A 15168-nucleotide genomic window follows, 5' to 3' on the forward strand; every position below is an offset into this window, starting at 1 on the left:
AGTTCGGAGTGCTCGCTATGAACATCACAGGACCGGCTCCGATGCCTATCCTGACGCCGATGGCAGCCGAGTCGGCACCTGTCATTCAGGCCGTTGCCGTGACCGGCGCATCGGCTGGGCCGGAAACGGGGGCCAGCGGCAGCTATGCGGACCGTCGCGCCGGTGACAGGGCTACCATGACCAATCGCACTACCGAAAAACAAGACGATCAGACCGACGAATAAACGCCGGCGCCATCGCGTGCCACCGGGGAAAGCTTGCTTGGCGCGCAGGTTCAGCGCGAGGAAACTCCCAAAGAACGACTAGCAGCGGCTATGGCGGAGCTTTCCGCGCAAAAGCAAGGTAAGCTGCGCGCTGAAACTGCGGCCGAACATGCTCGAAAAGAACAGCAAATCGCGTCCTTGAAGGAAATGATCGCCTCGCTAAAGACCGAGTTGCAAATCTCCGAAACTGAAATTGCTCGCCCGACGACCGGCGGGGACAGCTAGGAAACAGGCGAACTTTTGTTCGACCGTGTGCTTATCCTTGGCACTTTCTGATCCGGCCTTGTCTCATTAAGCAACCGTTGATGCCTGTGCAAAAAAGAAATCGCGCGGAACGCCATTCATTTAAGGGTGGTAGGTTCAGTCAGTCGGCCTGACCGCGTTCTGTGGGAATAAAGCACGTCTGCCAATCCCACGTCGACGCGGCACGGTTCTGGACAAACCGTTTTGCGGTTTATCCTGCTAGACCGGGCCTACTCTGCCGCGCATCGCCCCGGATTGTTTGGATGGGTCGTCCAGTTGGCATAGTCTTTCTGCACGACTTCACCAGTCCTGGGATCGACCGAACCGGGTTGCATTTGTTCCATCGTGATGCAGTCTTCGACAGGACAGACATTGACGCATAGATTGCAAGCCACGCATTCGGCGTCGATCACCTCGAATGTCCTGTCGGAGGACATCGATATGGCCTGATGCGACGTGTCCTCGCAGGCGGCGAAACATCTTCCACACTTGATACAAAGATCCTGGTCGATACGCGCTTTCGTGACGTAGTTGAGGTTCAGGTGCTGCCAGTCGACTACGTTGGGGACAGCGCGACCGACGAGATCGGCCGTGGTCGCGAAACCTTTTTCATCCATATACTGAGACAGGCCCGAGATCATTTCCTGAACGATCTTGAAGCCATAGGTCATCGCCGCGGTGCAAACCTGTACGTTGCCTGCGCCAAGTGCCATGAATTCAGCCGCGTCGCGCCATGTGGTCACACCGCCAATTCCTGAAATCGGCAGGCCGGAAAGTGACGGCGTGCGAGCGATCTCGGCCACCATGTTGAGCGCGATCGGTTTGACCGCCGGCCCGCAATAGCCGCCATGCGCCCCCTTTCCGTCGATGGTGGGTTCCGGCGCAAAACTGTCGAGATCGACGGCGGTGATGGAATTGATCGTGTTGATCAGGCTGACCGCATCGGCGCCGCCGTCTTTGGCCGCTTGTGCGGGCTTTCGGATATCGGTGATGTTCGGCGTCAGTTTTACGATCACCGGCAGGTTAGAATGCATCTTGCACCATTCCGTGACCTGCTGGACGTATTCCGGCACCTGGCCAACTGCCGAGCCCATGCCACGCTCGCTCATCCCGTGGGGACAGCCGAAATTGAGTTCAACCCCGTCGCAGCCGGTGTCGATCACCCGCGCGAGGATATTTTTCCAGCTGTCCTCGTCCACGGGGACCATGAGCGATGCAATGAGTGCGCGGTCGGGATAGTCACGCTTTACGCGCGTCATTTCATCAAGATTTGTCTGCAGGGGCCGATCAGTGATCAATTCGATGTTGTTCAATCCCAAAAGGCGCCGGTCCGCGCCCCATATCGCGCCGTAGCGGGGGCCGTTGACGTTGACCACGGGCGGCCCTTCTTCGCCCAATGTCTTCCAGACCACGCCACCCCAGCCGGCGTCGAAGGCGCGGCGGACATTGTATTCCTTGTCCGTAGGTGGCGCGGACGCCAGCCAGAACGGGTTGGGCGATGTGATGCCGATGAATGTCGTGGTCAGGTCTGCCATGGGAAATCTCCTCAGGTACGGGGCTGACAGCCGGGGCAATAATAGGCGGAGCGCCCGCCAACACGTTTGCGTGCAATCGTGCCGCCGCATCGTGGACAAGATGCGCCCTCGTCACGATGCGGGAAAATCCAACTGTTGGGAATGTGGTTGTAATCGGCATTGGCGTCGAGGAGGAGGCCGAGAACCTCGCGCATCTTGTCGAAAAGCAGGTCGAGTTGAGTCTGCGACAGGCGATCGGCCCGCACGTCCGGCGCGATACCGGCGTGAAACAGCGCCTCGTCCGACCAAAGGTTGCCAATGCCCGCGATCTTTTTCTGCGCCATGAGCGCCGATTTTACCGCACCGCGAGTGCCACCGATCACCGACCTGAAGTTTTCGCGGTCGATGTCCATCGCGTCGGGGCCAAGGCCCGTTTTGGCGATCCAATCGTCCGGGTCGTCGATCATACGAATCCAGCCAAGCTTGCGCGGACAGCGGAATGCCAAGCGCCGGTCTCCCTCGAAAACAAAGGTCATACGCGCGTAATCGGGCGCGGCCTCGCCGGCATCATATGGCCGTAGCGACCCTGTCATGCCAAGAGATACGGTTATCCACGGCCCGGTTTTCGAGCCCGCAAAGATCTCCTTGCCGTGCCGCCGCGTTTCGGTGAATTGCCGACCCATCAATTGCCCGCGCGCATTGTCGCCGGGCAGATCCATGTGCGATGTCTCGCCCATCTCTATGGCCTCGATCGTCCGATTGAGACAATGATCCTCGACCCGGCGGCGGTTGGCTTCGCATTCGGGCAGTTCCGGCATCTCAGTCGCCAGTAAGATGTGCGTCGATATCCTCGGCGGCGTCGCGTCCTTCGGCCACAGCCGTCACGGTCAGATCGTCGCCGCCTGCCGCACAATCGCCCCCGGCCCACACGCCGGCAAGCGAGGTTCGACCTGCACCGGTGACCTTTATCTTGCGGCCTTCCAGATCAGGCAGATCTTTTCCAGAGATGGTTTGTCCAATGGCTTTGAACACCTGATCGGCGGCAATACGAAACGCCTCGCCCGTTGGCGTCAGATCATCATCGGTGTATTCGAATTCCACTTCGCGTACGGCGCCGTTGCCGTGCACAGCCTTCGGCATCGCATTGCAGATAATCCGCACGCCTTTGGAGGCCGCGAGATCCTGCTCGAACCGGCTGGCGTTCATCCGGTCCCGTCTCCGACGGTAGACCAGCGTCACGTTGAGTGCACCCAACGCCTTGGCCTGCACCGCCGCGTCGATGGCTGTCATGCCGCCACCGATCACAACCACATCACGTCCAACGGGCAGGGCGGTCAGATCCTCGGCCTGACGCAATCCGGCGATAAAATCGACCGCATCGGATATCCCGTCCTTTTCCTCGTCGCCTAAGCCAAGCGCGTTCACGCCGCCAAGCCCGATCCCGAGGAATACCGCTTTATACTGGGATTTGAGCGCTTCAAGCGTGATGTCCCGGCCAAGCACCTTGCCTGTCTCGACGGTAATTCCACCAATTTTCAGAAGCCAGTCGACTTCCGCTTGTGCAAAGCCATCCACTGTCTTGTAGGCGGCGATGCCGAATTCGTTCAGGCCGCCGGGCTTGGACCGCGCATCAAAAAGCGTCACGTCGTGGCCGTGCATGGCCAATCGGTGCGCACAGGCAAGACCCGCAGGGCCGGCGCCGACCACGGCGATGGATTTTCCGGTTGGTGCGGCGCGGGTGAAAGGGTGCTTGCCTGCTTGCATCAATGTGTCGGTGGCATAGCGCTGCAAGCGGCCGATCTGTACCGGTTTGCCTTCGGCGGCCTCACGCACGCAAGCCTCTTCGCACAGGGTCTCTGTCGGGCAGACGCGGGCGCACATACCGCCAAGAATATTCTGCGACAGGATGGTCTCCGCCGCGGCTTCGGGCGTGCCGGTCGCAATTTGGCGAATGAAAAGGGGAATATCTATATCGGTCGGGCACGCTGTTATGCAGGGTGCATCGTGGCAGAAATAGCATCGGTCTGCGGCGACAAATGCTTCATGCGCATCCAGCGGCGGGTGAAGATCGGAGAAGTTCTCGGCCAGCGTTTCGGCATCGAGGCGGCCGGCGGCTATTCCGGGGGTCAGCGTGGTCTGGCTCATGGCGCGGATCTCCGATGTCTCGCGGCTGTCGGGATCACTATCTCACAGAAATATTTTTTATCAAATGGTAAAATTTAGGCAGCTTGGAAATACAAATATGCCCGGGATCACCGGGTCTTTTCATGCTCAAGACGTTGGCGCGCGATGGCTTCGTGCCGATCGGTGTCTTTCTGATCCTGCAGGCATCGACGTACGAAATCGAGATGCGCGATCACCGCGTCGCGCGCGGCTGATGCATCGCGGGCCTGCAGCGCCGTGTTGATATCGCGGTGCTGATCCAAAAGGGCCGATCGCGTCATGCGTTGCCGGAACATGACCTGCCGATTATAGAAAACGCCTTCCTGTAGAAGCTGAAACATAGACCGCATCATGTGCAGCATGATCACGTTGTGGCTTGCTTCGATAATAGCCATATGAAACTCCGCATCGAGCCGCGCTTCACGCTCCGGATTGGTCAGCTTGTGGGCCTGTTCCATCTTTTCGAAGAGAGTTGCGATCACCTGAAGATCGGTGTCCGAGCCAAGCCGCGCAGCGCGCTCTGCGGCCAATCCCTCCATGTCGCGGCGAAAGGCGATGTAGTCAAAGACCGCCTCGTCATGTTCGGCAAACAGCCGGATCAGTCCCTTCGAGAATGCATTTCCAAGGACGTCAGCCACGAAAATCCCCGAACCCGCACGTGTGCTCAACAGGCCTTTTTGCTGCAAATCAGCAATCGCTTCGCGCAGGGAGGGGCGTGAAACGCCGAGGCGATCTGCCAACTCGCGTTCGGACGGCAGGCGCTCTCCGGGACGCAGAATACCGCGCAGGATCAGCTTTTCTATCTGACGCGTGACTGCCGAGGACAGCTTTTCGGGAGTAACTTTTTCAAAGGGCATTAGGCCGGCCGCCGTCGCATGAACTGGTCAAATCATATGACCGGTGCCGTCCGGCTGGCAAGCTTGACGGGCGGTATGTCGTTCAGGACGAGCGTGCGCGCCAATGTGCGGACTGGTCCGGCAGAAAGGCCTCGACTGCAGCGGTCGCAACGACGATTGTCTCACCTGTCTCCGGGTTCAGAAGGTTCTGCCCCCCTTCGACAGCCGTCACTTGCGCCCGACCGCGCGGCATCATGGCCGACAGCGCGTCGGTGTCGAGCTTGTCGGGTTCCCGTACGCCGACAGTGACTTGAACACGCATCTGGGTATGTTCCAGCGGTGTGGTTTCAAACATCGGGATTGTCGAGCGGCGAAACGCGGATTCGATCGCACGGGCGGCGGCCTTTTGATAGCTCATGCCGTGCAGGTCGTTGCCCATGCCCATTTCGAGAATGAAGCGACGTTCGGTCATCATTTTGGCTCCAAATCCAGGCTGACATGGATCGCGGCGTTGGCGATCACCGTCGGTGGGCCGTCCGGTCGCGGAACGTCAAGGCCGCCTGTGTCGGCCGTGACGGTCACCTGACCGTACGGGAAAACAGCAGCCACCTGGGCGGTGTCGACCGCTCGGGGATCTTGCACAGCGATCTCCACGTCGATCAGCATGGCTTCCTTGGGCTGGCCAAAAAGTTCGGCAAGATTGATGGAATTCCGCCAAAGCGCGTCCTCGACCGCGCGTTGGGCGGCGGCGGTGTAGTCCTGACGGCGCAAAGACGTGCCGATGCCGAATTCGGTTAGAAGCCGGTGTTTGGGCATCGTTTCGCTGGTCCTTTCTGAACGTGTCCTGCGATAGACGCTGGACTTGGGTGTGCCGACCCGGATGTAAGCGCAAGTCAGTGCAAGGTGACAAGGGCGAAGAGGCCGACAGCGATAAGGCTCAATGCCCAGACAAGATCCAGATTGAACCAGGTCTTCGAGAGGAATTTCAGTCCGAGCCAATGGTAGACCCCTAAAGCAAGCGCGCCTCCGGCGGTCGTCATCGCAAGCGTATGGGCAAGGGCCACGACAAGGGCCACAGCGAAATTGCTGCTCATCAGCGTTCCGGCGGCGAGATGACCCGCGCCTGTAGTCTGGCAAATGCCCAGGTAAATCGGGACCAGCATCAGGCCCGCACCGTGCGCCATGGCGGCAAGAAAGGACCATAAAAGAAGCTTGGACGGCGGCACCCGGGCCAGAAAACGAGGGTGACGTCGGTTGATCAGAAGGTACAGACCCATTGCGATCACCAGCACCGCGGCTCCGATCTGTAGCGCGCGCTGCCATTCCGCCAGCCACATCAGGGCCGAAAAGGGGAAAAGTATCGCCATCATGGCGATAAGGTGGCCGGCCGCCAGTGCTGCCAGAGCGCGATACAGGCTTCCGCGTTTGCGATCCATCAGGGCCGCGGACACAGCTAGCGGCCAGCCCATTCCGGGATTGAGCCCGTGATAAAGACCCGAGGCGACAACGGCCCACCACAGGGCCGTCGTCGTGGTTATCTCTTCCAAGGCTTCAGACGGAGGGGTAGCAGAAGCTGTCGGTGGAGCAATCGCCGCCTTCTAGCCTGATCTGGTGGCTGCGGTAGCCTTTCGGAAATTCAAGGTAGAAGTCCTTGTCGAGCTCCAGACCGCCGTTTTCGCCGACATTGGCCATGACCATCTGACCTCCCTCGTCATCGGGATAGAACTGATCGTCCCAGGTCGAATAGAGCGAGTTGGTCCAGTAGACGCGTTTGCCGTCTCTGCTGATCTCAACCATTTGCGGGCCGTAGGCGAAATCCTTGCCATTGGGGTGCTTGGTGCCACGGGCGATGCCGCCTAGTTCGACCTTGCCGGCGAGCTTGGGGTTCATCGGGTCGGAGACATCATACTGGTGCATCTCGCCCATGCCCCAGCAGGCAACATAGAGATACTTGTCATCGAGGCTGAGGTCGATGTCGGTGACCAGCGGCGGTACGGCCTCGAACCCCTGCAGAAGAGGCGGCAGGTTTTCCGGCTTTTCGGGACGCGGGTCAATGGTGATGGTCTTCTTGGCCTCGAATGTGCCGTCGTCCTTTTGCCACCAGGTGAAGATCGCGCCTTGAAGGTTTGTCGTGTCCACGACGACCCCGCAGAAGCCATAGTCCTTGGCCGGATCATGGGCGGGACGGATTTCCAGTGCCATCTGGTGGTTTTCGCCAAGATCGATGGTCTGCACGTTCTTGCGCTCGCGCAGGTTCCAGAAATGGATCGAGTGGCCGTATTTGTTCGACAGCAGATCTTCGGCGACGATGCCGTTCTCGAATTGCGGCGGCAGACCCCATTCCGAGCTGACCATGTAGTCGCGCGGCAGGTTCCACCAGAAATCGTAGTGCTTGTCCTGCTTGCCGCGATCCATCTCGTAGCGGCCGAGAATGTCGAAGGTTTCGCAATCCATGATGAAGATGCCCGGAGGGCCGTCGGTGCCGTCCTCGCCGCCGCCGCCAAGGGTCGAGACGTAAATTCCTTCGGGGCCACAATGGATGGTGTGGGGGCGCGAATAGCCGGTTTTGGCGAAGACTTCCTCGGGCTCGATGATCTTGTGGATCTTGGCCTTCAGCGGTTCTTTGACGTCGATGACGTAAATGCGCGAGGACCGGATGCCGGGAATGATCAGGTAACGGCGTTCCAGAAAGGCGTGACCGCTCAGCGGGGACAACGACGAAGAACAGGCGTTCCAGCCGAAATGGTGAAACTCATCGCCCTTGTTGGGCATGATGACCTGATGAACGATCTGGCTGTAGGTTTTGGAACTAGGATCGACATCGACAACCGCAAGTCCGTCCGGCTGAGAGCCATCGGGGCTTAGCATCAGCGTAAAGGCCAGCTTTTCGGCGGGGGCCTCCATCGCGATCTTTGGTGTCGGATAAAATGTGGGGTCCGGTCTTAGGTTCATTGAAATTCCTCCCTGTGCGGCGCCGTTGTTTTTCTGTCCGCGTCGGAAAGCCTGCCACAGAATGAATTGTCGGACAATTGATAGTTGAACGCATGCAAGCCCTTGCCAATTAAAAAGCCGCCGTTCCAAATAACGGCGGCTGATGGACCGGGGGAAAGGTCCTGCTGACCGATTAGTACCAGCCGGCTTCATGGACCTCGTCGAGATCTTCGAGGTCTTCTTCATTGTATTTGGTCACGATCACGTAGCCGGCCTGATCGACGGGCACGAGCTTGACGTCTTCGATGGGCAGCATGACATGCTTGTCCGCGATGTCGAGGAAGCCGCCGACTTCGGCGACGACGCCGGTCATCTTGCCGTTGCGTGACAGGACGATGTCTTCGATTTCGCCGATCTCGTTCCAGTCGCTGCCGACCTCTTCGTACATCATGGTCTCGTCCCAGCCTTCGTCGCTGGCTTCGTTCATGGTGTAGATGGCGCCGCCAGTGATGTCGCGGGTGCGGATCAGCTCTTCAGACGCTTTGTTCATGCCGTTAGTGTCTTTGTTGCCGCTGACGCTCGCCGCAGTGACGCCATTTTCCGAGCTTTCGGCTTTTGCGTCATCTTTGTTCTTCATTTTCGACGAGTTTTTCATATCGCCGGAAGAATGGTTGTCCGCAACAGCAGTGCCAGCCGCGAGAATGGCCGCGAGTGCGGTAGTGTTAATGAGTTTCATACGTAGCCTCCTTCCGTTTGGCTTGTGCCATTTCAACGGAAAGATGGCGGGCACGTTCCTGAACGGATGAGAAAAAGATCACCCTTTTTGAACGGAACACTTTGCAGCAGTTTGCGTTCGCGTGGGCCTCAGAATTCGACCCCGATCTGCGCTTTAACGCCCGAGCGAAAAGGATGCTTCACGAGCTCCATTTCCGTGACAAGATCGGCGATCTCGATCAAATCGTCCTTGGCGTTGCGACCTGTCAGCACGACATGTGTCATGTGCGGTTTTTCCTCGGCCAGGAACTGCACGACCTCATTGATGTCGAGATAGTCGTAGCGCAGCGCGATATTGATCTCGTCCAGAAGGACCATCTTGTTGGTCTCGTCGCGAATGAGCTCCTTGGCCTTTTCCCAGGCAGCCTGTGCCATCTCAGTGTCGCGGGTCTTATCCTGGGTTTCCCAGGTAAAGCCTTCGCCCATGGTGTGAAACGCGCAGATCTCCGAGAACTTCGACAGGATCAGGTCACGTTCTCCGGTGCTCATGCCGCCCTTGATGAACTGAACAACGGCGCATTTCATGTCATGGGCGATGCAGCGAAAGATCATGCCGAACGCGGCAGAGGATTTGCCTTTGCCCTTGCCGGTATGAACGATGATCAAACCTTTCTGATCGGTCTTGGTGGCCATGATCTTGTCGCGGGCGGCCTTTTTCTTGGCCATCTTCACGGCGTGTCGGTCGGCGTCATCGGTCATTTTTGCGGTCTCCTAGCCTTGCAGCAAGTACAACACATAGGGGGCAAGTAGGGCGGTTAGCAAGGCGTTGAAGCCCATGCCGATCCCAGCAAAGGCACCGGCGGTCTCATTGACCTGAAAGGCACGCGCCGTGCCGATCCCGTGCGCCGCGACCCCTACGGCGAATCCCCGCGCGCGGTAGTCCCTCAATCCCATGGCGTTCATCAGTGGCGTGACCACCACTGCGCCAATGATGCCGGTGATGATCACAAGGGCAGCGGTCAGCGTCGGCAGGCCGCCAAGCTTTTCGGAGATACCGATCGCCACCGGGGCTGTGGTGGATTTCGGGGCCAGAGAGGCCAGTGTCGCCCCTTCGACACCCATGGCCTGCGCGATCAGAAGTGCCGAAACGATGGCGGTCAGCGAGCCCACGATCAGCGCGCCGGCCATTGGCAAAAGCGTGCGCCGCACGTGATGCAGGTTTTTGAAAAGCGGGCCGGCCAGGGCGACCGTGGCGGGGCCGAGCATGAAGTGCACAAACTGTGCGCCCTCGAAATAGGTGCCGTACTCGGTGCCGGTCCCCCAAAGTATGGCGGCGAGCAACAGCATCGCCACCAGGACGGGATTGACCAGCGGATTGCGACCCGAAGCGCGCGAGGCGGCGTCGCCGACAAGATAGGCCGCAAGCGTTGCGGTCAGCCAAAGCAGAGGACCCTCGCGCAGATAGGACCAGATATCCGGAAGGTCGGTCATTCCGCGCGCTCCGCTGTTGTTCCGGTGAGACGCGCAAGACCGATGAACGTCAGCACACCGGCGCCGAGTGCAAGAACCGTGCTGAGAAACAGCGCTGCGAAAAGCGCGAGACCATCTTGTCCCAGCACCTCAACGTGACTGATTACACCGACCCCGGCAGGCACGAAAAGCAGGGATAAATGCGTCAGGATGTTTTGCGCCGTCGGCACCACCCTGTTCGCCAGTTTCGGTGCCAGAACGAAGGCGATCAGCAACAGGCCCATACCGATGACCGGCCCTGGAACCGGTATGGCGAAAAGGCGCGCCATGACTTCGCCGGCTAGCTGAAACACGAGAATTAGCGTGATGTTGAAGATCATGGCGAAGATACCCTTCTTGATTACTTGTCAGGATCATAAGGCGCAGAAGCCTCGAGGGAACTCCTATCGCGTACCGGCGGCAAGGGATTGTTAACCAAAAGACGTGAAAGCATCGGTCGATGCGAGGCCTGATCGTCTTTTTGTTCCTCATCCTGCCCGCCTGTGGCGGGCCAAGCCCGGAATTTCGCGGCATAGCACCTGTGCGCGTGATGATGGGCGGGCACGCGTTCGACATCCGCTTGAAAGGACTGCGCGCCGAAGCTGTTCGGCGGAGCTCAGGATGGGCGCCCCATCTGTCTTCTGTCGGTGTGCCAGCGGTTCTGGCCATCGAAAAGATGAGCGGCTGCAGGGTAGCGCAATTGGTCGGGGATCAGGCGGTGATGCGTGCGACGTTGGATTGCGGGACAGGCGCGCCTTTGCCACGGTATCCCCGGCCATGTCTTGAATGCGATGCCTTCGATTTGAAGGGGGATGTCGGGGAATTGTTGTGCTACCCGTTCTGACGGCGTGTCAGCGGTGCTTGCAGCCGGGCATGTCCTGCGGCATCGAGGGCAGTCGCTCGTGCGAGTGAAAGACGTGCCTTGGCGTGACAGCGGCTGGGTCCTCCAGCAGAACTGCGTGAAAATGGATTTCGTCGGCATACCGCTCGGAGGCGTAAGCGACGGATGACCCGCAGATCGCGCAGAAATAGCGGGTCTGACCGGGGGAGGACGCGTACTGCGCAGGCTCTGTTCCGGTCCAGCGCCACTGTCCGTTGGGGCGGGCCACGAAGGTCACGAGGGCCGCGCCCGCGTTCCGGCGGCACGAGTCGCAGTGACAATGCCCGACCCAGTTATGCTTGCCGGTCATCTCGAACGCGACGGCGCGGCAAAGGCAGTGGCCTTTGAGGGTCATGGCGTGCTCCGATATTTCGCGATCCGGTCGCGGGCCGAGTTGGATCGCGGTGTCCAGAGACCGCGAGCCATGGCCTCGGCCAGCCGCTCGGCAATTTCGATCAAAGCGGGGGCGTTGTGGTCCGCGATAAAGTCACGCGTGTCGTCGTTTTCCAGAAACGCCTCTTCCACGAGATCGAAGTGGTGACTGCGCACAGCCCCCGTGGTTGCCGCAAAAGCGAAAAGGTAGTCGACCGTCGCAGCGATCTCGAATGCACCCTTGTAACCATGCCGTTTCACGCCTTCGATCCATTTCGGATTGACAACGCGAGAGCGCACGACGCGGCCAATCTCGTCTTCGAGGGTGCGGATGACCGGTCTTTCAGGGCGGGAATGGTCGTTGTGGTAGATCGGGCGATCCTGCCCTTGTAACGTGCTGACCGCCGCTGCGGCGCCGCCTTCGAATTGGTAATAGTCATCGGAATCGAGCAGATCGTGCTCGCGGTTGTCCTGATTCTGCACGATGGCTTCGGTCTGTTTCAACCGGCTTTCGAAGCCCGTTCGATCGGGCCGCCCTTCGTCTTTTACGCCATAGGCGTAGCTACCCCAGGTCAGATAGGCTTCTGCGAGGTCCGCCTTATTGGCCCAAAGCCTTTCGTCGATCATCGCCTGAAGACCCGCACCGTAGGCGCCGGGCTTGGACCCGTAGATTCGTGGGCCCGCTCCTTCGCTTCGCGCGCGGGCCGCCGCAGGGTTTTCATCCTCTGGTTCGTCAAGAGCCTGCACGGCGCGCGCGGCGGAGTCGAAAAGTGCAATCAGTTGCGGGAAGGCATCGCGGAAAAATCCCGAGATGCGCAGCGTGACATCGACCCTCGGACGTCCAAGCACGCCCTGCGGCAGGATCTCAAAGCCAGTTACGCGGCGGTTCGCGGCATCCCATTTGGGTTTCACGCCCATGAGCGCGAGCGCCTGCGCGATGTCGTCCCCGCCCGTGCGCATATTGGCTGTGCCCCAAGCGGTTATAAGCAGACTGCGCGGCCAGTCGCCATGGGTCTGCAGATGCTTCTCGATCAGAAGGTTGGCTGATTTCCACCCCAGCGCCCAGGCCGTGGGGGTGGGTACGGCGCGACTGTCGACGGAAAAGAAATTCCGCCCGGTTGGCAGCGTGTCGAGCCGTCCCCGCGTGGGCGCGCCGGACGGACCTGGCGCAACTGCCCGCCCGTCGAGCGCGTTCAAAAGGGCCTGTCCTTCGGACGGGCCACAGGCCGCGATAGCGGGTCGGATGCGTGTGGCTATCTCGTCGAGGACTGGAGACGCTTTTGCCAGAGGCAAGGCGCCCCGCCCGCCCTCCCGCAAGAGCTTTTGCGCAAGGAGTTCGAGACGTTCGACGGTATCGCCGTTGGAGCGCCACGGATCGTCCGAGAGTGCGAAGAGCGGCGTGGGTTTTTCTCGTGCCGGTGCCGCCATATCGCAATCGAGCGGATCGATGGAAAGACCGAGATCGGAGGCCAGCGCGCGCAGGAGGGAGGCGTCGTGGTTCTTTCCCTGCCCACGGGGCACGCGGGCAAGGGCGATGGCGAGATCGCGTTCCTGTTGGCCGGTCGGGGATTGGCCAAAGATATGCAGCCCGTCACGGATCTGCGCCTCTTTCAGCTCGCAGAGATACGCGTCCAGTTTGGCCAGGTCGCTGTCTTCGTCATCTCCCGAAAGACCGGCGTCCCGGTCGAGACCCGTCGCAGATGTGAGCGTCAGGATTTCTCGGCGCAGATGCGCGATGCGACGCGGATCGACGCCGGCGGCCTCGTAATACTCGTCGACAAGCGCCTCGAGATCGCGCAGCGGCCCGTAGATTTCGGCGCGTGTCAGGGGCGGTGTAAGATGATCGACGATCACCGCTTGCGTCCGGCGCTTGGCCTGCGTGCCTTCTCCGGGATCGTTGACGATGAAAGGATAAAGATGCGGCATCGGCCCCAGGATGGCCTCGGGCCAGCAAGTGTCGGAGAGGGCGAGCGCCTTTCCAGGGAGCCATTCAAGATTGCCGTGTTTGCCCATGTGGACAATCGCGCAGGCGCCGAATTGATGGCGAAGCCAGATGTAGAACGCGATGTAGTTATGCGGCGGGACGAGGTCGGGCGAATGATAAGTTTCAGTTGGATCTATATTGTAACCGCGGGCCGGCTGTAGGCCGATAACGACGCCGCCGTGGTGCAGAATGGACAGCTTAAAGCCGCCCTTGACGGCTGAATCGGTCGCATTTCCCCCTAGCACAAAGAAAGGATCATCCTCGGGCGCGCCCCAGCGGGTTGTCACCGCCTCCTTAAGCTCCCAGGGCAGGGTGTCGAAATGCTGCAGGTACGTGGACAGAGGCAGGGTCTCGCCCCCCTCTTTATCTGCCCGGTCGGTCAGCCAATTTGTGGGGCCCGCAAGGATCGACCGCATGAGAGCATCGCTGTCTTTTGGAAGGTTATCGACGCGGTAGCCGGCCTGCTTCATCAGGTTCAGCGCTAAAACCGTACCTGCCGGAGTATCGAGCCCGACGCCATTTGCAAGCCGGCCGTCTTTGTTTGGATAGTTGGCGAGGACCAGTGCGACCCGGCGGTCTTTAGGGCTTGTGCGGCGCAAGCGCGCCCAATTCACCGCGAGGCGCGCCACGAACGCAATCCGGTCGCCCTGTGCGCGGTAGGTGGCGATTGGACACTCGGTCGCTTCGTCAAAAAACGCTTCACCCTTGAAACTGATGGCGCGAGCCAGGATGCGCCCGTCGACCTCGGGCAAGGCCACGTTCATCGCGATGTCCCGCGCCGTCAGCCCGGAAAGGCCGGTCGCCCAGCTTTCCTCGGTTGACCCGGCAAGCACACACTGAAAGACCGGTGCGTCGTTGGCCGAGGGTAGCGTGAAGGGGTTTTGCGGCCCATTGTCGCCGTCATGCGGGCTGCCTACCGCGAACGAGGTGGCGTTCAGGATCACATCGGGTGGCGCGGCAGAAAAGAGGTGGTCCAGCGTAGCCGTTGAAACCGGGTCCTTGAGCGACGCGACGAAAATCGGGAGCGGATTGAGCCCTTCGCGCGCCAGCGAACGGACCAGCCGGTTGATCGGATTGAGCCCGGCCCCTTGGACCAACGCTCGGTAGAACACGATCGGTACGACGGGCTGTTCGTCGCGCCAGTCCGCTTTCACAGTGGCAAGATCGGCAACACCGGCGCCGGGCCAATAGAGACCGGCGCGCAAAAGCGGACTGGCCGCGGCGGGTTTTTCGCCGCCGTCAAGCATCGCGCGCGCATAGACGAGGAATGCCCGGGCGTTGCCCGCGCCGCCTTCGACAAGATAGGCCCAAAGCGCATCGTAATCTTCGTCGGGTACGGTCGAGAGTTGGCGCAGATCGTCATCCGGCTTGTCGTCGCCCGGCAGTAGCGCGAAGGGAACGCCGGCCTCGTGCAGGCGCGCGGCGAACTGTTCGGCGCCATAGCGCCAGTAACCGGTTCCGCCTAGAACCCGGGCGACGACAAGCCGGGACTTCGTTGCGCACGCATCGAGATGCAGATCGACCGACATGGGATGCTGCAGATGCGTGAGGTTCGCCAATCGCAGAGTCGGTGGTTCCACCATCTCGGAACGGGCCTCGGACAGCAGCGCAAGCTCTGTGTCGGCGGCGGATATAAAGACGAGATCGGCAGGCGTCTGGCCCAGATCGACGGGTTCCTTACCGTCGTCTATCGCGCCGGGGGTGGCGGCAAGCAGGTGCATTTCCTTGGGCCTTTCGCCAATGGGTTTGATCGCAGCCT

The 15168-nt window shown here is 60.2% G+C and carries 16 protein-coding genes; 2 read left to right on the forward strand and 14 right to left on the reverse strand.

From position 1 onward, the window contains the following. Positions 1-41 precede the first annotated feature (41 nt). Both EZV60_RS08310 and EZV60_RS19065 read left to right on the forward strand, forming a co-directional pair. Complete coding sequence (locus EZV60_RS08310) at positions 42-224, forward strand: hypothetical protein (RefSeq protein ID WP_135504252.1); 183 nt, start codon at positions 42-44, stop codon at positions 222-224. A gap of 90 nt (positions 225-314) precedes the next feature. Continuing rightward, on the forward strand, positions 315-488 hold the full coding sequence (locus tag EZV60_RS19065; protein ID WP_167853484.1) for a hypothetical protein: 174 nt from the start codon (positions 315-317) through the stop codon (positions 486-488). Between the two features lie 248 nt (positions 489-736). On the opposite strand, the gene preA is transcribed toward EZV60_RS19065, so the two are convergent. From preA to cobN, 14 genes are all read right to left on the reverse strand, one after another. Beyond that, positions 737-2041 (reverse strand): NAD-dependent dihydropyrimidine dehydrogenase subunit PreA, encoded by a 1305-nt coding sequence (gene preA / locus EZV60_RS08315; RefSeq protein ID WP_135504254.1) that lies wholly within the window; start codon positions 2039-2041, stop codon positions 737-739. An 11-nt stretch (positions 2042-2052) separates the two neighbouring features. After that, positions 2053-2838, reverse strand: coding sequence for an Fpg/Nei family DNA glycosylase (locus EZV60_RS08320; RefSeq protein ID WP_135504256.1), 786 nt, complete (start codon positions 2836-2838; stop codon positions 2053-2055). Position 2839: 1 nt separating this feature from the next. Continuing rightward, the gene (locus EZV60_RS08325) at positions 2840-4165 is read right to left on the reverse strand and encodes an NAD(P)-dependent oxidoreductase (RefSeq protein ID WP_135504259.1); all 1326 of its coding nucleotides are present in this window, start codon (positions 4163-4165) and stop codon (positions 2840-2842) included. Positions 4166-4272: 107 nt separating this feature from the next. Further along, on the reverse strand, positions 4273-5040 hold the full coding sequence (locus EZV60_RS08330) for a FadR/GntR family transcriptional regulator (protein ID WP_135504262.1): 768 nt from the start codon (positions 5038-5040) through the stop codon (positions 4273-4275). Between the two features lie 82 nt (positions 5041-5122). Beyond that, a complete protein-coding gene (locus EZV60_RS08335; RefSeq protein WP_135504264.1) occupies positions 5123-5491 on the reverse strand; it encodes a Lin0512 family protein in 369 nt (122 codons plus the stop codon). Continuing rightward, on the reverse strand, positions 5491-5835 hold the full coding sequence (locus EZV60_RS08340) for a Lin0512 family protein (RefSeq protein ID WP_135504266.1): 345 nt from the start codon (positions 5833-5835) through the stop codon (positions 5491-5493). The genes EZV60_RS08335 and EZV60_RS08340 overlap by 1 nt, the downstream gene beginning before the upstream one ends. Positions 5836-5912: 77 nt before the next feature. Then, positions 5913-6566: a hypothetical protein gene (locus EZV60_RS08345; RefSeq protein WP_135504268.1), complete on the reverse strand. Its 654-nt coding sequence runs from the start codon at positions 6564-6566 to the stop codon at positions 5913-5915. 4 nt (positions 6567-6570) lie between these two features. Continuing rightward, positions 6571-7971 carry a selenium-binding protein SBP56-related protein gene (locus tag EZV60_RS08350; RefSeq protein WP_135504270.1) on the reverse strand — a complete coding sequence of 467 codons (1401 nt, stop codon included), beginning with the start codon at positions 7969-7971 and terminating at the stop codon, positions 6571-6573. 172 nt (positions 7972-8143) lie between these two features. Beyond that, entirely contained in the window at positions 8144-8686 is a 543-nt protein-coding gene (locus EZV60_RS08355) for a PRC-barrel domain-containing protein (RefSeq protein WP_135504272.1), read from the reverse strand. Positions 8687-8814: 128 nt separating this feature from the next. Next, positions 8815-9423 carry a cob(I)yrinic acid a,c-diamide adenosyltransferase gene (cobO, locus tag EZV60_RS08360; protein ID WP_135504274.1) on the reverse strand — a complete coding sequence of 203 codons (609 nt, stop codon included), beginning with the start codon at positions 9421-9423 and terminating at the stop codon, positions 8815-8817. A 12-nt stretch (positions 9424-9435) separates the two neighbouring features. Next, positions 9436-10155 (reverse strand): LrgB family protein, encoded by a 720-nt coding sequence (locus EZV60_RS08365; RefSeq protein ID WP_135504276.1) that lies wholly within the window; start codon positions 10153-10155, stop codon positions 9436-9438. Further along, the gene (locus EZV60_RS08370) at positions 10152-10514 is read right to left on the reverse strand and encodes a CidA/LrgA family protein (protein ID WP_135504278.1); all 363 of its coding nucleotides are present in this window, start codon (positions 10512-10514) and stop codon (positions 10152-10154) included. Before EZV60_RS08370 ends, EZV60_RS08365 begins: the two co-directional genes overlap by 4 nt. A 510-nt stretch (positions 10515-11024) precedes the next feature. Continuing rightward, positions 11025-11408 (reverse strand): GFA family protein, encoded by a 384-nt coding sequence (locus EZV60_RS08380; protein WP_135504282.1) that lies wholly within the window; start codon positions 11406-11408, stop codon positions 11025-11027. Further along, the gene (gene cobN / locus EZV60_RS08385; protein ID WP_135504284.1) at positions 11405-15130 is read right to left on the reverse strand and encodes a cobaltochelatase subunit CobN; all 3726 of its coding nucleotides are present in this window, start codon (positions 15128-15130) and stop codon (positions 11405-11407) included. Before cobN ends, EZV60_RS08380 begins: the two co-directional genes overlap by 4 nt. Between the last annotated feature and the right edge of the window lie 38 nt (positions 15131-15168).

This window comes from Roseovarius aestuariivivens, assembly GCF_004761875.1.
Classification (GTDB): domain Bacteria; phylum Pseudomonadota; class Alphaproteobacteria; order Rhodobacterales; family Rhodobacteraceae; genus Roseovarius; species Roseovarius aestuariivivens.